The organism is Frankia torreyi (assembly GCF_000948395.1).
GTDB lineage: Bacteria > Actinomycetota > Actinomycetes > Frankiales > Frankiaceae > Frankia > Frankia torreyi.
The window spans coordinates 194,081-215,260 of sequence record NZ_JYFN01000007.1 but is presented as its reverse complement, the minus strand read 5'-3'; the positions used below and the strand labels follow the sequence as shown (position 1 = coordinate 215,260).

Below are 21,180 nucleotides of genomic sequence, written 5' to 3'. Positions count from 1 at the left end.
CATCTCTACCTGACGAGTCAGACATCAATACCGGAGGCGGCGTAAAGCTGATATAGTCCAACTATCGCGTGTCCGTGAAACGGGCAGCACCTCACACGGCCTGGACATGAGCTTCGTCGCCTACCCGGTTGTCCTGGGGTGCCTTGCGCACCTGATCGGTGACTGCCTGACCCCCCGAGGCTGCCTCCTGCTCTGGCCGGTGAACTGGCGGATGGAGGTCGTCCTGGTCCCCCGCACCGACGGGCGGGTCGAACGCCTCGTGGTGGTGCCCGTGCTGGCCGGCGTCATCGTCATCCTGACGGTCCACGTGCTGGACGGCGCCCTGCTCTCCCACGGGTTGCGCTGACGCCTGGCTGACCGCGTTCATCCGGCCAGCCCTCGGCTATCGGGCTGGCCAGGTGAGCGGGTGGCGCTGTCTCCTCCGGCGCGGTGCGGGGCGTCGAGACGATCACGACAGGTCTCACGTGAAAGCGTCTGCATGACCCGCTCACCGTCGTCGGCGATCTGTCCGCCGCCGCGGTCAGACGGGCTGCCTGTTGCCGCCGGGCAACCTGGAATCAGTACCCCGGGTGGACGCGGCACATCTGGCGGTCGGGCCCGTGCGTCAGGCGACGGACCGTGCCGGCCGTCCTATCTGCCCAACGCGGCCAGCGCCCTGTCGGCGTGCGTGTTCATGTTCAGCTCACTGCTGATGACCTCGATGACGACCTGGTCCGTGCCGATCACGAAGGTGGCGCGCCTGACCCGCAGCAGGTCGATCGGCCGCTTCACGCCAAACGCGCGCGACACGCTGCCGTCGGCGTCCGAAAGCAGCGGATAGTCGAAGGAGTGTTTGTCGGCGAACTTCTTCTGCTTGGCCACGGTGTCCGTGCTGATACCGACCCGCTGGGCGCCGACCTCGGCGAACTCCGCCGCGAGGTCCCGGAAATGACAGCTCTCCGCGGTGCAGCCCCTGGTCATCGCCGCCGGGTAGAAGAACAGGACGACCGGACCGTCGGTCAGGAGGGTGGAAAGCCTGCGAGGGGTGTTGGTCTCGTCTGGCAGCTCGAAGTCCGGCGCGGTGTCGCCGACACGCAGCATCTGTGCGCTCCTCACCTCGGGCTGGGCGACAGGCATCGGCCCGGCGCCCAGGGCCGTCGGAGCGACGGCTGATTCCGTACGCTATCCCGACCCGGTGACGCCCCGCACGAGAGGAGCAGCCGACGACGCCCGATCGGCGCGGCCCGGTCGGACTGTCGGCCACCTGGCGGCAGAACGCGATGCACCACCGCCGCGGCTCCTGGCCGGGGGATGGTCTGATGACGGCATGGGGACAGGGGTGAGGCGTGCGGCTGCGCGCATGACGGTGGTCGGTCACGGCGTCGACGGGGCGGTCCGGTGAGGACCAGTCGTCTGGAGGCGTTCAGTGATGGTGTGTTGGCCATCATCATCACGATCATGGTGCTCGAGCTGAAGGTCCCCGAGGGGCACACGTTCGCGGATCTGCGGCACAGCACGGGGAAGGGCCTGCTCAGCTATCTCCTCAGCTTCGTCTATGTCGGGATCTACTGGAACAACCATCACCACATGTTCCAGTTGGCCCGCCGGGTGACCGGTGGCGTTCTCTGGGCGAACCTCGGCCTGCTGTTCTGCCTGTCGCTGTTCCCGTTCACGACCGCCTGGATGGATGAGACGGACTACGCGCGCTTCCCGGTCGTCCTCTTCGGTGTGAACCTGCTGGCCGCGGCCTGTGCCTACTCCGTGCTCCAAGGGGTGGTCATCCGGGCGCACGGCCCTGACTCCGAGCTCAGGCGGGCCGTCGGATGGGATCTCAAGGGCAGGATCTCGCCGCTGTTCTATCTCGCCGGAATACTGTCCGCGCAGTTCGTGGACACCCACGGCAAGGTCGGCGTCATTATCGCAACCGGCTGCTACACCGTCGTCGCGCTGATCTGGATCGTCCCTGACCGCCGCATCGGCCGTGCCGTGCGCGAGTTCGGAGCCCCGGACTGACCCGGAAACGTGGCCGTCGACGAAGGACCGGTGGAAGGCCGGCCCGACACCGGTGTGGTCACCCGCGCCGGCCTGCTCTATCTGGGCTTGGCGCTGGCTGGTCTGGTGCTCTCCCGGCTGCAGGTCGAGCTGGTGGGACGGATCGGTGAGTGGTTCGTGCGCGAGCTGCGAAGCCGCACCGTCGACCACGTGATGTCGATGTCGGTTCGCTACTTCGACCGCACCCCGGCAGGGGTACTGGTGTCCCGGATGACCGCCGACGTCGACGCGCTACAGGACGCCGTCCAACTCGGAGTCGTGCCGTTCACGCAGGCGGTGCTGGGCGTCGGCGGCGCCCTCGCCGCGCGGGACGCGGTGAGCGTGGGCACCCTCAGCGCCTTCGTGCTCTACCTGCTCCTCGCCTTCGATTACGCCGGCGTGGACCTGCGAGACGTGACCCGGCGCGCACTGCGGTCGCGGATCGTGATGGTCGTCCAGGAGGGCCAGCTGACCACCGGCACGCTCGCGCACAACCTGCGGGCGGTGCGACCCGGCGCCACCCACGACGAGCTGGCTGGGGCACTGGCGTCGGTCGGCGCCGGCAGCTGGCTCGACAGCCTGCCCGACGGTCTCGCCACCCAGGTCGGCGAGGGCGGGTCGCTGCTGTCGGCGGGCGAGCGGCAGCTCGTCGCGCTCGCCCGCGTGTGCCTGCTCGGTGCGGACGTCGTCGTGCTCGACGAGGCCACGTCCGGGCTCGACCCCGGAACGGAGAAGCTCGTGGAGGCCGCGGTGATCGCGGCGACGGCCGACCGGGCCGTGCTCGTCGTGGCCCACCGGATGTCGACGGCACGCGGCGCGGACCGGATCGTCGTCGTCGACACCGGCGGCGTGACCGAAATCGGTACCCATGACGAGCTGCTGGTGCGGGGTGGACGCTACGCCGCTCTTGTCACGGACTTCGAGAACCCTGGCTAGATCTCCGTGGCCTGGACAGCGTGGCTGAAGGGGCCTTCGCGGGTACGGACAGTCATGATCATCGCCAGGTTCCCGACCAGCTTCCTCCTTCGCTGGGCAGTTCCGGCGTCCGTCTGCACAGCCAGCCGTTCCGGTCAACGCGGAGTGCCTGAGCTGTGGTCGAGATCGGCCAGGAGTTCTTCCGTCAGGCTGGCGAGACGGGCGGCGTCGGTGGGGTCAGGTGTGCAGGAGTGTCAGGAGGACGGTTCTGCCCCGGTCCACGGCGGGCAGGGGCGCTGCCAGGTTGTTGTTCGGGTGTTACGGAAGCATGGCGTGATGTTGCGTGCGCCCGGCCGTGTGGTGTGGCATGTGGGCACCACTGTTCCTGGAGGGAAACGTCATGCCGACGACCGATACCTCGACGGCCGGCGAGCCCGGTCTTGCCGCCCGGCAGCCCGCCACGGTCAGCGCGGCGCCGGGTGACGGCAACCGTGCCAGCCATGTCACCGTCGGCAGCCATGTCACCGTCGGCAGCCATGTCACCGTCGGCAGTCACGGCACCGCGCGGGACGGGTCCACCTCAGCTGCCGCGCGCCCTGGCCTGCGGGAGTTTCTCGTCCACAAGCGCGCGGCCGTGCTGGCCCGCGAGGGCGCGATCGCCGCGGGCACCTTGTCGGGTCCGGCGGTGCTGCGGGCGCAGTCGGTCGCCGACGGACGCAGCGGTGTCCGGCGGATCCGGATCCGTGAGCATCAGATCCTCAGCGACTCGCCCCCTGACTACGCCGGTGACGACCTCGGGCCCAGCTCACCCGAGCTCGTCCTCGGCGTGTTCGCCAGCTGCCTGACCCACGTCTTCGAGATCGTCGCCGCCCGCCTGGACATACCGCTCGACGAGATCAGGGTGGAGGTCGAGGGCCAGATGGAACCCCGGGCCGGCCGGCCCGGCTTCGAGGATGTGCCCCGGGAACCGCACAACATCACCTACCAGGCCTCCGTCATCTCCCCGGCCACGGCCGAGGAGATCGAGATTCTCTACCAGACCGTCGAGGCGGAGTGCCCGCTCCTTGCCCTGTTCACGAACCCCCAGACGATTACCGGTTCGCTGGTCCACGCTCCGAGCGGGGGACCGGCACCCGAGCTGTCGGTCGAGGTGCAGGCGGGAGACCACGGATGACCGAGGCGGAGTTCCTCTGGTACATCCCCAACGAAGGACGGCCCGGGCACCGCGGCGACGACACGGTGGCGGGCCACAACAGTCTCGACACGCTGACCCGGCAGGCCGTCGCGATCGAGCGGCACGGCTGGCGGGGAGCGCTGCTCGGCGCCGGATGGAGCCGGCCGGACACCTTCACCGTCGCCACGGCCCTGGTGGCGCGTACGGCCAGCTTCGAGCCGCTCATCGCCGTGCGTCCCGGCTACTGGGGCCCGGCGCACTTCGCCGCCGCTGCGGCGACCCTCGACCACCTGTCGGGCGGGCGGGTGCGGGTCAACATCGTCTCGGGCCGGGACGAGCTCGCGGCGTACGGCGACAGCGAGGCGGGCCAGGCGCAGCGCTACGCCCGCACCGGCGAGTTCATGCGACTGGTCCGCCGGCTGTGGACCGAACAGGACGTCACCCACCGCGGCGAGCACTTCCAGGTGACCGGCTCGACCCTCGGTTCCCGGGTCCAGGCGCGCCCGGGCCGGCTCCACCCGAAGCTCTACTTCGGCGGGGCCTCCGCCGCGGCAGAGCAGGTCGCGGCCGCGGAGGCGGACGTCCAGCTCTTCTGGGGTGAGCCGCTCGACGGCATCGCCGAACGCATCGCGCGCCTGCGGGAGCTGAGCGAGAAGCTGGGCCGCGAGCACCCGCCGCTGGAGTTCGGGCTGCGTGTCACCACCGTCGTCCGGGACACCACCACGCAGGCCTGGGCCGACGCCGAGGCCAAGGTCGCCGACCTGGCTGCCCGTCAGGATGACCTTCCCGAAGGCCGCGGCCGCTTCGACGCCGTCGGCCAGCGGCGCCTGCTCGACCTGCAGACGCGCGGTGAGGTCCTGGACGACAACCTCTACACCGCGCCGGGTCGGATCGGCGGCGAGGGCGCCGGCACGACCTGGCTGGTCGGCTCGGCGGCGGACGTCGCGAAATCCCTGCGCCGGTACGCCGAACTGGGGATCACCCACTTCGTCCTGTCGGACACGCCCTATCTGCAGGAGATCGAGCGTCAGGGGAACCAGCTGTTGCCGCTGCTCAGGACGCCCGGGTGACCAGCTCGCCGACCGGACACAAATGATGATCTCGCGGCAGACCCTCGTCGTCGACATCGCCCCCTTCAGCGGGCTGCGCCTGCTCCGCGCCATCACCGACGACCTCTGCGTGCTGCGCCGCGAGGGGTCGTAGTTCAGCCGGAATCCCGGCTCGTGCAACGGCCTCCCGGGACGGGCCGACCGGTACCACGTCGAGCAGTCGGGAGGGCCACCATGGCCTGGTCGGCTGACGGGCACCGCCTGGCCTTCCAGGTCGAAGGGCAAGGGATATCTGCCGGCCAGCGCCGTCCCAGCCCACCTGGGATGCCGTCCCCATCCGGTTCCGACCCGCACACGCACCGAACGGTGCTCCGGGTGCGGCTATCTCCACCCGGCGATCCGGACTCGTTGGACTCTGAGCTGGGGCGTTACGAGGGCACGGGCGCGTAGTGGTGACGAATCGGCCCGGCGAGCCGAGCATGAAATTCGGTCACGACTTGCGAAGGAGCCAGCGGTCGCACCGCGACACAGTGGCACCCCGCTACATCGATGCCTGCCGACAGGGGCACCACCGCGCCTTGGCGTTCATGGGCGGCCTTCTCATGGCCCGGCGTGCCAGGATAGACTCGATGCCGCGGATCTCTGAGTCTTGGCGGTGAGCGTGGAGGAAGCGCGGCGGGGGGCGCCGGAACATCTGGATTTCTTTATCAGCTATGCGCCGCACGACAGGCCGTGGGCGGAATGGATCGCCTGGCAGCTGACGTACGCGGAAGATTTTCATTACAGGGTGGAGCTCGACGTATGGGACTGGCCGGCAGGTCGTAACTGGATCGATGCCCTGTCCACGGCGCTGGCCCGTGCGGACCGGGTGCTCGCCATCTATTCGCCGGCCTACTTCGATCCCGCACGCAACAGCGTGGTCGAGTGGTCCGAGGCCCTGTGCCGCGACGAGGAGGGCCGCGACCGGTTGCTGCCCGTCCGCATCGAAGCCGTGGAGGTGCCGCCCGTTCTTCGGAGCAGAATCCACGTCGACCTGTTCGGACTGGACCATGCCACCACGAAACGTCGGCTCCTCGAGGCCGCTCGGGGTCCAAGTCGTCCGGACGGCGAGCCCGTCTTCCCGCCGCAGCAGGTTCCTCCACCTGAACCGGCCGGAACGGAGCCTCGCCTTCCGGGCTCTCTGCCCGAGATCTGGAATCTTCCCGACCGGAACCCCGACTTCGTCGGCCGGGACAACCTCCTCGTCGAACTTCGGGCGAGGCTGTTGTCGACTGGGACCTCCACTGCTCAGGTCATTCACGGAATGGGTGGAGTCGGTAAGACCCAGCTATCGGTCGAGTACGCGCACCGGCATGCCGGCGACTATGATCTCGCCTGGTGGGTCGATGCCGAACAGCCCGAACTTTTCATCGAAAAGCTGGCTGGGCTGACCGAACGCCTCAAGGAATCCGATCGTTCGGCCCAGCGGCTCGTGGATGCCGACGGCAGGCTTCTGGACGGAGTGCGCTGGCTGTTGATTCTTGACAACGCCGAGGACAGCGACGCCATCACCCGGTGGCCCCTGACCGGGGGAAGCGGGCACACCATCATAACGTCCCGCAATCCGCATGGGCACGGTGGTGTCGGTGGCCGACTCGAAGTCAAGGAGCTGAGTCGTTCCGAAGCGATTGCACTGGTGCAGTCGAGGGCTGGGGACGTGAAGGATGACGAAGCCGAACGACTCGCCCACGCGCTGGGTGACCTGCCGCTCGCGCTGGCCCAGGCCGCAGCCTTCCTCCATGAAACAGGCGAGACGACCGAAAGGTACCTCACACTTCTCAGGTCCCGGGCCATAAAAATCATGTCGCAGGGTCGTCAGCGGGAGTACGGAAAGACGCTGGCGGCAAGCTGGAAGATCTCCATGGAACGGCTCGAGGGACAGGATCCGGCAGCGGTGGAACTGCTCTACATCGCGGCCTTCCTCGCCCCGGAGCCAATACCATTCGAGCTCTTCAAGGCGGGTCGTGTCGCATTGCCGGCCCTCCTGGCGGAACTCGTCGCCGACGATCTTGATTTCCCGGTCACCAGAGGCCTGATCGGTCGTTACAGCCTTGCCCGCATCGAACGCGGCACACTCCAGCTGCACCGGATCGTTCAGGCCCTGATCCGTGATCGGCTCGGTGAGGATCCCGGCAAGGCGAGCAGGATGCGGTGGACGGTGCAGGCGATCCTGGTGGCCGCTCGGCCGGGCGATCCAACCGACCCGGCCTCCTGGGACGACTATCGGCGGCTGTTGCCGCACCTGCTGGCCGCCGACCTGGGATCAAGCGAGGACGCTGGTTGCCGCGACCTCCTTCTGGACACGATTTCGTACCTGATCGAGCGGGGAGAGACCGACATCGCGCACCGGCTCGTCGGCGACGCCTTCAGGCGGTGGAAGCACACCACGGAACCTGATGACTCGCATCGACTTGCGGTGCAGACCACGTTGGCCCGCACCTATACCGACCTGGGGCGCTACCAGGAGGCCTTCGACCTGGACCAGGATGTTCACCGCCGTCTTCTGGCCCGACTCGGGAACGATCACCCTGCGACTCTGGCGGCGGCCAGCGACATGGCGGCCGGTCTGAACCGCCTGGGCAGGGTCGAGGAGGCCCGGAGACTCGACGAGGAGACCTTCACCACGCGTCGGGCCATACTGGGCGAAGATCACCCGGACACATTGACGTCAGCGAACAACCTCGCCGCCGACCTGTGGTGGCTGGGCCACCACGAAGAAGCCCGCGCGCTCGATCAGAAGACGCTGGACCAGCGGCGCGAGGCGCTCGGCGCGGACCATCCCGACACGCTTACCTCGGCGAGCAACCTCGCCGCCGACCTGCGTCGCCTCGGACAGTACGAGGATGCTCTGGGGCTGGACGACGAGGTTCGCACTCGCCGGCTTGAAGCTCTGGGACCGGATCATCCTGGCACGCTCATGTCCGCCAGCAACCTCGCCTCCGACCTGACGAACCTCGGTCGGCACAATGACGCGCGGGATCTCTACGAGGAGACCGTCATCCGCTCCCGCCGAGTTCTCGGGGACTGCCACCCGACCACCCTCGGGGTGGTCGAGAATCTTGCCTACCAGCTCAACAGACTCGGTGAGCACGACCGGGCTCGAGCTCTGGACGAGGAAACCTTCGAGGGCCGACGCGTGGCGCTGGGCGATGATCATCCGGAGACCCTGAGATCGGCCGACAACCTGGCAGGAGACCTACGGCGAGCGGGTGAGTACGAAGCAGCGCGGAAGCTGGACGAACAGACACTGCTCGGCCGCCGCAAGATCCTTGGTGACGAACATCCAGAGACGATTCTGTCGAACCGGCATCTCGCGATGGATGTCGACCTCCTCGGCCAGGCGTGGCCGCCGACCAGGGACGTCGAATCGTGATCTTCGACAAGCGGCTTATTGCCGAGGGGTTGTCCTCCTATGACATCGGCGCACCCCTTGGGCAGGGTGGTTTCGGTTTTGTGCTCGGGGCTAGGCACCGCTTTCTGGACCGGGAAGTGGCGATCAAAATCCTCGGTCACCTCGGTGGACTCGATTTCAGCTTCGCGGATGAGGCGCGGGTTCTGGCCAGGCTCGATCATCCCAACATCGTCCGGGTCTACGACTATATTGAGATAGATCATCTCCAGATAATCGTCATGGAGCTTCTTCCTGGCGGGACGCTGACCAGGCGCCAGAAGGCCGGACCGCTCTCGGAGATAGACGTCTATGTTGTGGGAATCGCACTGGCGGAGGCGCTGCACCATGCGCACAGGATGGGGGTCCTGCATCGCGATGTGAAGCCCAGCAACGTCCTCTTCTCGGCCGCGGGCGTTCCCAAGCTGGTGGACTTCGGGATCGCGAAGATACTGGATGATGCCACCTTCACCGGGCGGCCGATCGGCACGCCGAGGTACATGGCGCCCGAACAGCTGACAGGATCGAGGCTGACACCCGCGACCGATCTCTACGGTCTTGCGACGCTTCTCTATGAAATGCTCGGCGGACAGGTGCATGACGGGGGCAGTTCTATTGCCGGCTATGTCCGCCGCCTGCTGGCCGAGGACCGACCGCCGCTGCCACCCGGCGTCCGCCGCCCGATCGCGGATGTCATCATGAAGGCGCTCGAACGAGAGCCGGCGGCCCGGCCCTCGTCGGGGCAGGAGTTCGCGCTTGACCTTGCGCGGGCGGCCAGTGAGGTCTATGGGGACGACTGGAAATCGCGGGCGAACGTCGCGACCGTTCAGTCGGTGGATCAGGTCCTGCCCCCCGGATCCCCGCCCGAAAGCCCGGAGAACGGTCGCGCGGCATGGACGACGGTCATTCTCTCCGGAGGTGCCCCCGGGGTCATAAAGTCACCGGAATCCCTGCGGAGCGGTCAGAGCTCCGACGGTGACCTGCCGGATATACACAATGCGCCGACGATGATCGCCGGGGCGATGGCGGTCGATGTCGTCAGATTTTGGGAGAGCGCCCTACCCGACCCCGACGAGCCCGACGAGCCCGACGCCGACGAACCTGACGCCGACGAACCTGACGCTCGCGATCTCACCGAAGCGGCCGTCGGCGCTCGGCGGCTGGAACTGGCGCCGCCGACAGACAGTCTGGATCGGATCTCACCAGAATCCGCCGAGGTCCGCATGCCCTACGACGTGCGACCGCCTTCCCGCGCAGCATCCCTGCACCGTCGTCTGGACAACTCGCCTCCGTCGCGAATGTTCTACGATGCGCGCCCACCGGCTCGTTCCTCGCGGCGTCGCATCCTGGATTTCCTGGCCGATGAGCAGCCGGTGAAGGTCATCCCGCCAGTCAGGGATTGACGAGTGGAACACCCAGGGGAGCGAAGCCGGACTCGTTGCGGGTGGCGAGGACGAGGCTGTGCACCTGAGCTGTGGCGGCGATCAACGCGTCGTGTGCCGGGCGCGGCCTGAAGTGTATGTCACCGCCCGCGCCGGTATTCGCCGGCGCGGGCGGCGCGGGGTTCAGTAGCCAATGAGTTCGTAGGTGACGGGTGAGACGCTTGCCAGGATGTTGCCACTGAGAACGGAGTAGGTGCCGAGGGTGGCGGAGCTACCGACAATCCAGAAGACGTTGGCTGCCTGCGCGCCGTTGACCAGCTTCACATTGCTTGCGGACGCTGTGAGAACCGTCGGGGTGGCCGCGCTGGCGGTCGTGGCTCCGACCATCGCGATCACCCCGATCGGGACGGTCGTCGCACCGCCGACCGGCGGGCACCCGATCCGGATCTGGCTGGAATTTCGCCGCGAGCGGCAGGCTCGAGACCAGGGTTCGGCTCAGTTCTGCGACACCGCTTACTGCCCGTGCTCGACGCCGCCGTGGGCCAGCCGTACGCCCGCTACGTCCATCACCGAGGCAATCGACGCCGACCACGAGACGCGCCCGGCCCCGACGACCGAACCAGGGCTCCCGTGATCAGGGCTCCCGTGATCAGGGCGGCGGCGCCCGCGCGTCTTCGCGTGACCGGACGACCTACCTACCTCGGCGACGGGAGTGGCATGTCGTCGTGCTGCCGGCGGGCCGACAGCAGGTCGTCGAGATTGTCCCGAGCCCAGCTCCGGGCCGCGTCGACCAGTTGGAGCAGCGTCCGGCCGAGCGCGGTCAGCCGGTACTCCACCCGGGGTGGGTTCTCGTCGAAGACGCTTCTGCTCACCAGGCCGTCACGTTCCATCGCGCGGAGGGTGTCGGTCAGGACCTTCGCGCTCACCGAGCCGAGGAGCTGCCTGAGCTCGGAGAACCGTCGGGGCCGGGCCTCGAGACACAGGACGACCATCGCGGTCCACTTGTCGCCGATCTGCACCGGGAAGGCGCTCATCGGGCAGGCCGGGTCGAAGGTCGGGGCGTCGGCCGTCTTCTCCACACCGCCAACGGTAACCGGTCACGTTGCGGTAACCGGCCTACCGCGTTCTAGGTTGGCCGCCATGACAGGAACACAACCCGTCCGGGCGGTATCTCGACCGGGTGCACCGGCACGGGTCGCCGTGCTCGGTGCCGGTGGTCGCGCGGGACGCGCCGTCAGCCAGGAGTTCGTCACCCGCGGGCATCGGGTGACCGGCGTGGTACGCGACGCCGGTCGGCACCGGTCGCTGGGAGATCTCGGGGTCGAGGTGGCCGAGGCGGATGCCACCCGCGGCGCCGACCTCGTCGACGTTCTGCGCGACGCCGACGTCATCGTGGTCGCGGTGACGCCCTTCACGGCGCCGCCGCCCTCGTTCGACGGCTTTGACGAAGCGTTCTACGAACACATCGTCGCCACTGTCGTCGGCGGCGCGCGGACATCGTCGGCCACCCGGCTGATCACGATCGGGTTGTTTGCCACGCTGACCATGGCCGACGGGCGAATGGTCATGGACGACTCCGCGGTCTTCCCGCCGTGGCTGTTGCCGTTCGCGCGAGCGCACGCGCGTGAACTGCCCGCGTTGCGCCGCTACGCGTCCGAACTCGACTGGTTGGTCGTCACCCCACCGGCGGGGTTGCAGGCCGACGGCGCGGCTGATTCGGCGGGCTACGTTCTCGTCGAACCGCCGCTCGACCGCCGCCTTTTCGAGGGCGTGCTCGGCTACGGCCAACTCGCGCACGCGGTAGCGGACCAGGCCGAAACCCCGACCTTGCACCAGACCCAGGTTGCCGTTCTGCCTCCGCCGACGGAAACCGTGCAGGAAGGAGCGCCGGAATCGAGTGCCTGACCGCCCGCGGACAGCGGGTGGAAGCGCGCCAGCTGCGCTCCCCTGCGGTGAATTCTCGGCGGCCGCCGTCGAGGTGGTTGATGATGGGGTCGACCGCGTCGGTGTCGAGCGGAAGGGAACCCGAGGAGGGTCGCGGATGTTCGAGAGATTCACCGACAGCGCCCGGCTGGTCGTTGTCCACGCGCAGGAGGAGTCCAGGTCGCTCGGCCATGACCGGATCGGCGTGGAACACCTCCTGCTCGGCCTGCTCCACGACGACACCGGGCCGGCGGATGCCGTACTGGGTTCGTACGGACTCACGCTGGCAGACGGCCGGTCGGCGGTCGTGGCGGCCGTCGGCGCGAGCGAGCACACAACACCACGGCACATCCCGTTCACCCCGCGGGCGAAGAAGGTCCTGCAGAAGTCGCTGCGTGCGGCTCAGCGGCTCCACCACACCTTCATCGGCCCCGGGCATCTCCTGCTCGGACTGCTGGACGAGGACGAGGGTGTCGCCGTCGACATCCTCGTCCGTCTCGGCGTCGACCCCGAGGAAGCCGGCCGCCGAGTTCTCGCCGCCATCGCCGCCACCGGCGCCACGCAGGAAGCCCCTCCGTCCGAGACGACGTATTCTCCGCCACGGGCGGCCATCACCAGAGCCAACGCGCGGACCCGTGAGATCGCCGGGCAGCTCAGCCAGGCGCGGGCGGCGAAGGACGCAGCCATCGACGCGGGCGATTTCACCGCCGCGACCGCGATGCGCGAACGCGAGAAGGCCCTGCTCGCGGAACGCGCCCAGATAGCAGCAGACCTGCAGACCGGCGGCGAGACCCCATCGCCGTCCACCTCACCCGAGTGATCGCGGCACTCAGGTCGGACGGGTCGCAGGTCGCGGCGAGCGCCGGGTAGCGGCGGATTTCCGATCAGGGGAAGCAGTTCCGTCCAGAACACACGTTGCCGAGACGATCGTCACACCCGAGCGTCGCCACGCTGGTCTGGTGCCTGTGCTGTGAGCCTGGCAACGGCAATGTCCTTGGCCAGGCGCAATGCCGGGGAATCCACAAACTATCGGCCTGGCGACAGACCTTTCGGAGTTGGGATCGGTCGGTCCACGGGTAGCGTCCTTCTTGACACACCCGTAACGTTCCACCGGGGAAAGCGGAAATCCGTGTTCGCGCGCTGGAATTTCCTGAGCCTTGCACGGGACCAGCCCCGGGAAAACGGGCGGGGTGTCGACCGAGATGAGGAGAGTATCGGGCGGGCCGGCTGTCGGCCCGCCCCGCGCGAAGGGGAGCCATGAGAATTCCTGTTAAGAAGATCGGCCTCGCCTTCACGACCATCGCCGCCGCCGCGGGGCTTGTTTTCGGCGGTGCGACGATGGCGAGCGCTAGCACGGGACTGTCCGCCGGTGTCCAGGCGGGGACGGGCGGGAACGGCGCGCCCGGGTTGGCCACGTCGGTGAACACGTCGTTGTCGGTGGGTGAGCTGTCGAAGGTGACCGCGGCGGTCAAAGCCAAGGACGCGTCGGTCGTGGTCACCAGCGTGCTGAAGAACTCTGACGGGTCCTACCTTGTGGTCGGTACCAGGGCCGGCGTCACGGTGAAGTACCTCGTCAGCGCGGACCTGAAGACCGTCACGCAGATCGCGGCCGGGTAGCCCGAGCGGTACCGGGGCTCGGGTCTCGCGGCCCGGGCCCCGGTTTGGTATCAGGATGGTATCGTCGGCGGCATGGCGCTGACGGTGCGGACTGACGAGGAGCTGGAGCACGCGCTGACGGTGCTGGCGGCGGCCGAGGGCATCTCTCGGCAGGAGATCATTCGGCGTGCTGTGCTGGAGCGTTACGAGCGGGCCGGCCATGTGGCCCGGGTGGCGGACAGTGCGGATCGAATGATCGCCCGGTGGGGGGACGTGCTCGCTCGCCTGGGCACCGTGTGAGTGCTGTCGAGTATCTCGACCTGGAGGATCTGCTCGCCCTCGTACGCGTTATCGGTGCTGGTCCGGTGCGGGATGTCGGTCTACTCGACGCGGCGGCTGCCCGCGCGTCTTCCAGCGCATTCGGTCAGGACGCATATCCGAGCCCGGCGCTGAAGGCGGCCGCGCTCCTGCATTCCGTTGCCCGAAGTCACCCCCTGGTCGACGGCAACAAGCGTCTGGCGTGGCTCGCAGCCGTGGTTTTCCTCGACATCAACGGCTGCACCACCGACCTCGTCGACGACAAGGCGTTCGAGCTCGTCATGGATGCGGAGCAGGGGATCGCCGACGTCGAGAAAATTGCCGATCGGCTGTGCGTCGTCCCGGCGGACCGCGACTAGTGCTGCGGGCCTCACCTCGGGGTCGGCTGTTTGCGGGTGATGCGGTAATGAAGGACGAGGAAAGGGATGCCGAAAAGAAAGAACGAGTGTTCCGCGCGTAGCTCGCCCTCGTCCCGGTGGACGTCGAGCTCCTCGGCGAACCCGTGGACTGCCAGGGCCGTGAGGCTGCCGTCCGTCGGGTCGCGATAGGCAAGGTAATGGCCGGGGTGCTCCTGATCGCTACGGCTGGTCAGGGTCAGCCCGCCGTCGGCCCGGCTGCGGGGCAGGAGCGTCGCCGTGAAACTCGCCTGGGGCAGCGGAAAGCCGACGCTGACGTACCCGCGGTCGCGGTGCCGGTAGGTGGTGTAGATGCCGACGTAGATGGGCTCGTCGGTATCGGCGAACGAGCGGATCCAGCCGCGGACCGCCACCGCTTCGGTGTCCGGCGGGGTGCCCGGTGGGCTGATGGTGTCGATGCGGCTGCGGATACCGCGCTGGGTCTCCCGCTGGTTCATGGGTACGTTCGCCTGCCCCAGCGGGCGGGCCAGCGCGGTTCGATACAGCAGGTAGCCGGGACGCACCCACAGCCGCCATCGCGGCACGATGTCGAGGGTGAACCGGGTGGTGTGCTCGTAGAACTCGCGGACCAGCGGGTCGACGCCGGCGGGGTCGAGGTCCGGGCCGGCCAGGTCGTCCAGGGAGGCGACGATCCCCACGTCGGCGGCATCGGCGACGTAGTGGCCGCCAAGCTCCTCGGCCAGCTCCCGAACGTAGCCGGTGCCGACCCGGCGCGAGCGCGCCTGCCGGGGCACGACGAAGGGCAGCCGCTGCGCGGGGACCCGTTCGGCGAGCAGGCTCACCTGCGGATCGCGGAAGAGCAGTGGCGAGACGCACCGGTAGGCCGCCATCGTGATGCTGGCCGCCGCCGCCGGCGGCACCGGGCGTGCGCGCGCCGCGAGCGCCGTGCCCACCGCCGCTCCGACCAGCGGCCCGAGCAGCACCTTCTGCGGCCGCAGCCCCAGCAGGCCGCCGACGCCTCCGGTCGCCGCGCCGACCGTGACGGGGCCGGCGCCGGCCAGCCGCCCGGCCGCCCAGCCGGCGGGGGCGACGAGCGCCGCGCTGGTCGCCGTCCGCTGCCACAGGGCGGGTAGTTCGCCCGGCCGCTGCCGAGCACGGGCGACCGCCTCGGACGCCGCCAGCGTGACCGCTCCCGTGAGGCCGCCCAGGCCGACCCCGCGTCGCCCTCGGTGAGCGCCGAGGGCCACTCCGGCCATGCCCCCGATGACGGCGGCGGACAGGACGGCCGCCCGGACGTCCGTGGAGGTCGTGCCCTGGTTCCGCACGCCAACAACCTATCTGTCGACCGGCGCGCCCTCGGCTGCCGGAGGACTTGGCCGGGCGGCGACGGCTCAACCCGCACCTGCGGGGAATGACTTCGCTGCGTAGTGCTCTGGATGCCGAAAGTCGGTCTCGTCGTCGCGGTCGCCGGGTCCGTCTGACAGTAAACGCCAAGGTTGGCGGGATACGAAGGGTGCGAACGGAGAGGAGACGGGCAGACCGGCAGTTCTGAGGGGAGCGTGGATGGCTGAGCACGGACACGACCCGGAACGCGGAGCGCGCCGCGCCGCAGTGGTGTCGCCCAGGCGCTCGCCAGCGGCGGACCGCCCGCCGGGCACCCTGCTGGCCGACCCGCCGTCGCGGCTGCCCGGCCAGCCACGAACGCCCGGCCAGCCACGGACGCCCGGCCAGCTACGAACGGATGGCCGGCCGGCCGGTTCGACCAGGCCAACCGGGTCGGCCGCCCCCCAGGAACGGGCTGCTCGGGCGACCGGGGCGCCCGAGCGAAGCGGCGCCGGGCGCGGCGGCCGCAACCCCGCGCTGGACGGCGTTCGGGCGCTCGCGGTGCTCTGCGTGCTCGTGTTCCACATGGACTCGCTGCCCGGCGGCTACCTCGGTGTCGACGTGTTCTTCGTGCTCAGCGGTTTCCTGATCACCGGACAGTTGCTGGCCGAACGGGACCGGACCGGAGGGGTATCCCTCACGCGGTTCTACCTCCGGCGCGCCTACCGGCTGCTGCCCGCGTTCTGGCTGCTGGCCCTCGTCGGCCTCACGGCAGTCGTGCTGCCGGGGATCGGCACGGCCGGCGAGCGGACCGAGTTCCTCGACAGCCTGGCCGCCTCGACGCTGTACCTGAACAACTACTTCCAGGTGGTGCGGCAGAGCACGGGGGCCGGCTGGCTGGGACACACCTGGTCGCTGTCGCTGGAGGAGCAGTTCTACCTGCTGTGGCCGCTGGTGCTGGTGGCCCTGTGCCGCCGGCCGTCGCTGGCCCGCCGGCTGCCCGTGGTCCTGCTGGGCGGGGTGGCCGGCGTCGCGCTGTGGCGCAACGTGCTGGTCACGTCCGGGGCGCCGGGGACGCGGACGTACTTCGCCCTGGACACCCGCGCCGACGCGCTGCTGGTCGGCTGCGCGCTCGCCGCCTGGCTGCGGGCGGCGCGGCAGGGGGCGGCTGGCGAGGGTGGGGCGGCGCTGTGCTGGCGGCGCCGTCTCGACCGCGTCGGGGCCGTCCTGCCGGTGGCCGGTCCGGCCGCGCTCGCGCTGCTGGCGGTGGCGACGGTGACCGCGCCGAGCGGTTGGGGCCAGGGGTCGGCGTGGCTGTCCCGCGGCGGTTACACGGTGGTCGCGCTGCTTGCCGGCGCCCTCATCCTGACCCTGGAGCAGGGCGCGACGACAAGCTGGCTGTTCCGTGCCCTCGCCGCCCGTCCGCTGGCCTGGCTCGGCCGGGTCTCCTACGGCTTCTACCTCTGGCACTTTCCCGTGGTCGCGCACTGGGGCCACGACCTGACCGGTGCGCTCGGCCGGTGGCCGGCGGTCGTGGTGGTCGGCGTCATCTCGATGGCCCTGGCGGCCACGTCGTACTACCTGCTCGAACTGCCCATCCAGCGGCGCCGTCCCGCGGGGCCCCGGCCGCCCCGCGCGAGCCCGCCGCGTCGCCAGCCTGCGTTGGCGGGCAGCCGCGGGAGCCGGTGACGGAGACCGCGGGGTCAGTCGTCGATCGCGGTGGCCCGGGCGACCTTCTCCCAGGCGGTGATGTCGGCGCGGACGGCGTCGAGATGGGCGATGATCGCATCGACCGCGTCGGATCCGAGCAGAAGGCGCAGGGGAACCCGGGGCGCGTCCAGCGCGGTGATGATCGCGGCCGCGGCCTTCGCCGGATCACCGGGTTGGCTGCCGTCGCTGGTCTCGACCATCCGGCGGGTCGGGCCGACGGTGTCGGCGTAGACGGGTATCTCGGTGCTCGCGGAAGTACCCCCGAACAGTCCGGTCCTGAAGGAGCCCGGCTCGACCACGAGAACCGTGATTCCCAGCGGGGCGACTTCGGCTGCGAGCGCCTCGGACAGGCCCTCGAGCGCGAACTTGGTGGCGCTGTAGGCGGAGAATCCGGCGAACGACATCTGACCGCCCATGCTGCTCATCTGCACGATCGCGCCGGATCCCGCGGCGCGCATGTGCGGCAGGACGGCCCGGACCAGCGCTGCCGGGCCGAACACGTGGACGTCGAAAAGGGATCGCAGCTCGGCGTCGGTGGTCTCCTCGACCGCGCCGACGTGGCTGCGGCCGGCGTTGTTGACCAGCACGTCTATCCGGCCATGCCGGCTTACCACATCCCGGACGACCGCGTCGATCGTGCCGGTTTCGGTGACGTCCAGCGGAACCGCCTCGACCTGCGCGGGATACTTCGCGACGACGTCGTCCAACGTCGCAGCGCGGCGGGCCGTCGCGACCACGACGTCCCCGGCGGCGACCGCCGCCTCGGTCACCGCCCGGCCGAAGCCGCTGTTTGCGCCGGTTACCAGCCATACTCGGCTCATCGTGTTTCTCCCGTCGTCGGTCCGTCCTCTCCAGACTGCCGGCGGGACCGACGCAGGTCCAAGTTCCGCTGTGATAGCCAGTGGTTATGGATGCGCTGGGCCGGGATCTCCGATATTTCGTGGCGGTCGCCGAAGAACTGCACTTCACGAGAGCCGCGGAGCGGCTGTTCATCTCACAGCCTGCCCTGAGTAAACAGATCCGTATGTTGGAGCGGTATCTCGGCGCGTCCCTGTTCGAGCGGAACCGCCGGGAGGTCCGGCTGACGCCGGTCGGCAGGGCATTGCTGCCCCATGCCCGACGCGTGCTGGCCGAGTGGGACGCCGCCCGGGAGGCGACCGAGCGAGCCAAGGCGGAGCAGCGCGCGACCCTGGTGGTCGGGATGAACACCAGCCCCGGTCGCGGCGGTCTGCTGCCGGCGATCACTTCCCGGCTCACCGCCGAGGTGCCCGACGTCCGGCTCATGCTGCGCCAGGTCAGTTGGGACGACTCGACCGCCGGACTGGCAAACGGGTCCAGCGACGTGGCCTTCGTCTGGCTGCCGCTCGGCGACGCCGAGCGCTACACGTGGATCGTCGTCGCCGCGGAACCGCGCCACGTCGCCCTGCCCCGGACACATCGGTTGGCGTCCAGGGAGACCGTCGACTTCGCCGATCTGCTGGACGAGCCGTTCCTGGCATTGCCGCCCAGCGCGGGACGGCTGCGGGACTACTGGCTCGCGCTCGACGCCCGCGGCGGACGTCCACCGGTGATCGGCGCCGAGATCGCGGGCGCGGACGAGACGTACGAAGCCCTGGTCGGCGGCTACGGCGTCTGTCTGTTGGCGGTGAGGAACGCCCCGCTGGTCACCCGCGGAGGCGTCGTCACCCGTCCGGTCGTCGGCGTCTCACCCAGCCGGTTGGCGGTGGCCTGGCACACCGATGATCGTCGTCCGCTCGTCCAGGCCTACGCGCGTGCCGTCCGCCTGGCCGTCGGGGACGGCGGCCCGGACAGTCCGGACGGTGACAGTGCGGACGGTGACAATGGCGGTGACGGGGCCGGGTTCGGTCGCTAACGTGACGCGACATGTACGCGATCGCGACCCGGCGAAGAAGCCAGCCGCCTCCGTCCTGGGTGGTCTGGGAGGCGCTGATGAAGCCGAACCGGGACCCGCAGCGGCAATGGTTGACCCTGCGTCGGGGTGAAGTCGCGCCGCGGGTGATGGAGTCGACCCGACCCGGGTTGGTCGTCTGGTCGTCGATCTGGGCGGCCCACCCCGACGACCTCATCCGTTTCGACATCGAGTCCACCGGGCAGGGGACCGGCCTGCGGTGGACCCTGCTGGCCCCGCAGGAGGCGCCGCCCGACGTCGTCGTCCCGCGGCGAAAGCGCCTGAACGANCTCATCAACGCGCAGCTGCGGTTTTCCTTCGGCCAGTAGGACCTTCTGTCCGGGTTGGGGAAGTGACCGGACGTGCGGACACGGGCAGGGCGCCGTTTCTGACGGTAGGTGCTATTCGGATCACAGTCCCACGCGCATGCCGTCTCCCTTCACGTGTCCGCTTCGGTGTTGCCAGTCAACGAGACGGAACCTTCGCGACCAAGGGGCAGTTCTTCCGTACAGCGATAACGGGATCTGATCGACGGAGGCGGATGCGGTGGAACTGCGGCACCTGCGTTACCTCGTCACCGTCGCGGAGGAGCTGCACTTCGGCCGGGCCGCCGACCGGTCGTCGCGTCGGGTGCGGCTCACCCCCGCCGGCGAACGGCTGCTGGTCGAGGCTCGGGCCGCGCTCGCAGCGGTGGACCGGGTCACCGCGGTGGCCGCGGAGCTGGCCGCGACGCCGACCCGGGTCCTGCGGGTCGGGATGAGCCCGGGCCTCGGCGCCCGACTCACGCGCGGGCTGGAAATACTGCGACAGACCAACAGCGAACTCGACATCGAGCTGGAGCTGGTCGCGATCCCCGTCGTCGAGCAGCTTGCCGCCGTCGTCCGCGGGGAGATGGAGCTGGCGCTGCTGCGTGCGGTCCCCGCGGGCGAGGGCCTGCAGGTTCTCGAGCTGTGGCCGGAACCGGTGGCGGTGGCCCTGCCGGCGACGCACCCGCTGGCTCGGCGACCGACGGTACGGTTGCGGGACCTGGCTGATCTACCGTTGCGCATCCCCGCTCGGGCCTACGATCCGCCGTTCCACGACTTCGCTCTCGACGCATGTCGGGCCGAGGGCTTCGAACCGCGCCTGGGTCGCCCGAGCTGCGACGCGGCGGACACCCTCGTCGAGATCGGAAACGGACCGCCCGCGTGGGCGCTGATCTACGCCGACGTCGAGGTCGCCGCCGGCCTCGACGCCGGGATCTCGAAGGCGTCGGTCCTCCGGCTCGACCCGCCGCTGAACGCCTGCGGCTGCCTCGTGGTCTTCACGGCGAAGGCCCCGGCCTGCGTCCAGAGCCTCGTTGCCGCCTTCGGGCCGCAGGGAGCCGCCTGAGCGGCGCGGCTCAGCACGATCGGGTCAGATCTGACCCAGGTTGATCTCCACCGCGAAGGGAGCCGAGGCCCTGACCACGTTGGTGAACACGTCTCCATCCCGGTAGGCCCTGGTCGCGGGATCGAGGACATGGGTGTACACCAGCGGAACGCCGGTGGCGGCCTGCTCGATCCGCCAGTAGAAGGCGATGCCGGCCCGGGCGTACTGCTCGACCTTCACGATCCGGTCGGTGGTCTCCGAACCCGGCGAGACGATCTCCACCACCAGCAGCACGTGCTCCGGACGAGTGGGCGTGACGTCGATCGTGTCCGCGCGATACACCACGACATCCGGACGGCGGTTGGTGAGCGGCACGTCCTGCAGGCGGACGTCGAAGTCCGTGTCGGCGTTCCAGTCCGGCCCCGCGGCCGCGTCCAGAGCGTTCGCGACGATCCGGGCCAGCCGGTTGTGCCGCTTCGTGGCACTGGGACTCACGACGACCATCCCGTCCACGATCTCGACGCCCGCGCACTGCTCCTCGGACCAGGAGTCGTACTCCTCCGCCGAGATCTGCTCGTGCATCCACGCGGGCGCAATCATCTCCGCGGACATGACGCACCTCCCCTGAACCGGCACGGCAGGCATGGTCTCGCCGGCCTCAGCGTACCGGGATCCTCCCGGGCCTTCCTCGCACTCGGGCCGGAGGGTGATGTTCCCGTGGTCCACTACTCGGCGGCG

General features: G+C 69.5%; 20 protein-coding genes and 1 pseudogene. 15 read left to right on the top strand and 6 right to left on the bottom strand.

Annotation, left to right across the window (positions count from 1 at the left end):
- Positions 1 to 94: 94 nt before the first annotated feature.
- Positions 95 to 346: pseudogene (locus tag FF36_RS07035) on the top strand (metal-dependent hydrolase); the annotation flags it as partial.
- 284 nt (positions 347 to 630) lie between these two features.
- Here the strand turns inward: FF36_RS07035 and FF36_RS07030 are convergent.
- Positions 631 to 1,080: a peroxiredoxin gene (locus FF36_RS07030; protein ID WP_082121740.1), complete on the bottom strand. Its 450-nt coding sequence runs from the start codon at positions 1,078 to 1,080 to the stop codon at positions 631 to 633.
- Between the two features lie 297 nt (positions 1,081 to 1,377).
- On the opposite strand from FF36_RS07030, the gene FF36_RS07025 reads away from it, so the two are divergent.
- From FF36_RS07025 to FF36_RS31430, 6 genes are all read left to right on the top strand, one after another.
- Entirely contained in the window at positions 1,378 to 1,992 is a 615-nt protein-coding gene (locus FF36_RS07025; RefSeq protein ID WP_044884132.1) for a TMEM175 family protein, read from the top strand.
- Positions 1,993 to 2,001: 9 nt separating this feature from the next.
- Positions 2,002 to 2,946, top strand: a complete 945-nt coding sequence (locus tag FF36_RS07020) for an ABC transporter transmembrane domain-containing protein (protein ID WP_082121739.1) — start codon at positions 2,002 to 2,004, stop codon at positions 2,944 to 2,946.
- A gap of 379 nt (positions 2,947 to 3,325) precedes the next feature.
- Complete coding sequence (locus FF36_RS07015) at positions 3,326 to 4,099, top strand: OsmC family protein (protein ID WP_242422350.1); 774 nt, start codon at positions 3,326 to 3,328, stop codon at positions 4,097 to 4,099.
- On the top strand, positions 4,096 to 5,169 hold the full coding sequence (locus tag FF36_RS07010) for an LLM class flavin-dependent oxidoreductase (RefSeq protein ID WP_044884131.1): 1,074 nt from the start codon (positions 4,096 to 4,098) through the stop codon (positions 5,167 to 5,169). Before FF36_RS07015 ends, FF36_RS07010 begins: the two co-directional genes overlap by 4 nt.
- Positions 5,170 to 5,803: 634 nt before the next feature.
- Positions 5,804 to 8,560 carry an FxSxx-COOH system tetratricopeptide repeat protein gene (gene fxsT / locus FF36_RS07005; protein WP_161849185.1) on the top strand — a complete coding sequence of 919 codons (2,757 nt, stop codon included), beginning with the start codon at positions 5,804 to 5,806 and terminating at the stop codon, positions 8,558 to 8,560.
- Entirely contained in the window at positions 8,557 to 9,978 is a 1,422-nt protein-coding gene (locus tag FF36_RS31430) for a serine/threonine-protein kinase (RefSeq protein ID WP_157871705.1), read from the top strand. The genes fxsT and FF36_RS31430 overlap by 4 nt, the downstream gene beginning before the upstream one ends.
- Before the next feature lie 162 nt (positions 9,979 to 10,140).
- Here the strand turns inward: FF36_RS31430 and FF36_RS32470 are convergent, their stop codons facing one another.
- Positions 10,141 to 10,344, bottom strand: coding sequence for an ice-binding family protein (locus FF36_RS32470; protein WP_082121746.1), 204 nt, complete (start codon positions 10,342 to 10,344; stop codon positions 10,141 to 10,143).
- Between the two features lie 308 nt (positions 10,345 to 10,652).
- Entirely contained in the window at positions 10,653 to 11,036 is a 384-nt protein-coding gene (locus tag FF36_RS06990) for a winged helix-turn-helix transcriptional regulator (RefSeq protein ID WP_082121737.1), read from the bottom strand.
- Between the two features lie 61 nt (positions 11,037 to 11,097).
- On the opposite strand from FF36_RS06990, the gene FF36_RS06985 reads away from it, so the two are divergent.
- The 5 genes from FF36_RS06985 to FF36_RS06965 all read left to right on the top strand — a co-directional run bounded on the left by FF36_RS06985 (position 11,098) and on the right by FF36_RS06965 (position 14,153).
- Positions 11,098 to 11,862, top strand: a complete 765-nt coding sequence (locus FF36_RS06985; protein WP_236706581.1) for an NAD(P)-dependent oxidoreductase — start codon at positions 11,098 to 11,100, stop codon at positions 11,860 to 11,862.
- A gap of 136 nt (positions 11,863 to 11,998) precedes the next feature.
- Complete coding sequence (locus FF36_RS06980; protein WP_082121735.1) at positions 11,999 to 12,700, top strand: Clp protease N-terminal domain-containing protein; 702 nt, start codon at positions 11,999 to 12,001, stop codon at positions 12,698 to 12,700.
- Positions 12,701 to 13,137: 437 nt separating this feature from the next.
- Complete coding sequence (locus tag FF36_RS06975) at positions 13,138 to 13,497, top strand: hypothetical protein (protein WP_044884129.1); 360 nt, start codon at positions 13,138 to 13,140, stop codon at positions 13,495 to 13,497.
- An 84-nt stretch (positions 13,498 to 13,581) separates the two neighbouring features.
- Positions 13,582 to 13,776, top strand: a complete 195-nt coding sequence (locus FF36_RS06970) for a ribbon-helix-helix domain-containing protein (RefSeq protein ID WP_242422349.1) — start codon at positions 13,582 to 13,584, stop codon at positions 13,774 to 13,776.
- Positions 13,773 to 14,153 (top strand): type II toxin-antitoxin system death-on-curing family toxin, encoded by a 381-nt coding sequence (locus FF36_RS06965; RefSeq protein ID WP_044884127.1) that lies wholly within the window; start codon positions 13,773 to 13,775, stop codon positions 14,151 to 14,153. Before FF36_RS06970 ends, FF36_RS06965 begins: the two co-directional genes overlap by 4 nt.
- 11 nt (positions 14,154 to 14,164) lie before the next feature.
- Here the strand turns inward: FF36_RS06965 and FF36_RS06960 are convergent, their stop codons facing one another.
- Complete coding sequence (locus FF36_RS06960; RefSeq protein WP_199865338.1) at positions 14,165 to 15,475, bottom strand: hypothetical protein; 1,311 nt, start codon at positions 15,473 to 15,475, stop codon at positions 14,165 to 14,167.
- A gap of 238 nt (positions 15,476 to 15,713) precedes the next feature.
- On the opposite strand from FF36_RS06960, the gene FF36_RS06955 reads away from it, so the two are divergent.
- A complete protein-coding gene (locus FF36_RS06955) occupies positions 15,714 to 17,162 on the top strand; it encodes an acyltransferase family protein (RefSeq protein ID WP_082121734.1) in 1,449 nt (482 codons plus the stop codon).
- A gap of 14 nt (positions 17,163 to 17,176) precedes the next feature.
- Here FF36_RS06955 and FF36_RS06950 read toward each other — a convergent pair whose 3' ends face one another.
- Positions 17,177 to 18,004 carry an oxidoreductase gene (locus tag FF36_RS06950; RefSeq protein WP_044884126.1) on the bottom strand — a complete coding sequence of 276 codons (828 nt, stop codon included), beginning with the start codon at positions 18,002 to 18,004 and terminating at the stop codon, positions 17,177 to 17,179.
- An 86-nt stretch (positions 18,005 to 18,090) separates the two neighbouring features.
- On the opposite strand from FF36_RS06950, the gene FF36_RS06945 reads away from it, so the two are divergent.
- Positions 18,091 to 19,056: a LysR family transcriptional regulator gene (locus FF36_RS06945; protein WP_044884125.1), complete on the top strand. Its 966-nt coding sequence runs from the start codon at positions 18,091 to 18,093 to the stop codon at positions 19,054 to 19,056.
- 582 nt (positions 19,057 to 19,638) lie between these two features.
- On the top strand, positions 19,639 to 20,463 hold the full coding sequence (locus FF36_RS06935) for a LysR family transcriptional regulator (RefSeq protein ID WP_044884123.1): 825 nt from the start codon (positions 19,639 to 19,641) through the stop codon (positions 20,461 to 20,463).
- A gap of 24 nt (positions 20,464 to 20,487) precedes the next feature.
- Here FF36_RS06935 and FF36_RS06930 read toward each other — a convergent pair whose 3' ends face one another.
- Positions 20,488 to 21,042 (bottom strand): Uma2 family endonuclease, encoded by a 555-nt coding sequence (locus FF36_RS06930; RefSeq protein WP_199865343.1) that lies wholly within the window; start codon positions 21,040 to 21,042, stop codon positions 20,488 to 20,490.
- Positions 21,043 to 21,180 lie beyond the last annotated feature (138 nt).

Coding starts and splice junctions, on each gene's coding strand:
- FF36_RS07030 (WP_082121740.1), bottom strand. CDS start 1,080: ATGCTGCGTGTCGGCGACACCGCGCCGGACTTCGAGCTGCCAGACGAG.
- FF36_RS07015 (WP_242422350.1), top strand. CDS start 3,326: ATGCCGACGACCGATACCTCGACGGCCGGCGAGCCCGGTCTTGCCGCC.
- FF36_RS07010 (WP_044884131.1), top strand. CDS start 4,096: ATGACCGAGGCGGAGTTCCTCTGGTACATCCCCAACGAAGGACGGCCC.
- FF36_RS32470 (WP_082121746.1), bottom strand. CDS start 10,344: ATGGTCGGAGCCACGACCGCCAGCGCGGCCACCCCGACGGTTCTCACA.
- FF36_RS06985 (WP_236706581.1), top strand. CDS start 11,098: ATGACAGGAACACAACCCGTCCGGGCGGTATCTCGACCGGGTGCACCG.
- FF36_RS06980 (WP_082121735.1), top strand. CDS start 11,999: ATGTTCGAGAGATTCACCGACAGCGCCCGGCTGGTCGTTGTCCACGCG.
- FF36_RS06975 (WP_044884129.1), top strand. CDS start 13,138: ATGAGAATTCCTGTTAAGAAGATCGGCCTCGCCTTCACGACCATCGCC.
- FF36_RS06955 (WP_082121734.1), top strand. CDS start 15,714: ATGGCTGAGCACGGACACGACCCGGAACGCGGAGCGCGCCGCGCCGCA.
- FF36_RS06950 (WP_044884126.1), bottom strand. CDS start 18,004: ATGAGCCGAGTATGGCTGGTAACCGGCGCAAACAGCGGCTTCGGCCGG.
- FF36_RS06945 (WP_044884125.1), top strand. CDS start 18,091: ATGGATGCGCTGGGCCGGGATCTCCGATATTTCGTGGCGGTCGCCGAA.
- FF36_RS06930 (WP_199865343.1), bottom strand. CDS start 21,042: ATGATTGCGCCCGCGTGGATGCACGAGCAGATCTCGGCGGAGGAGTAC.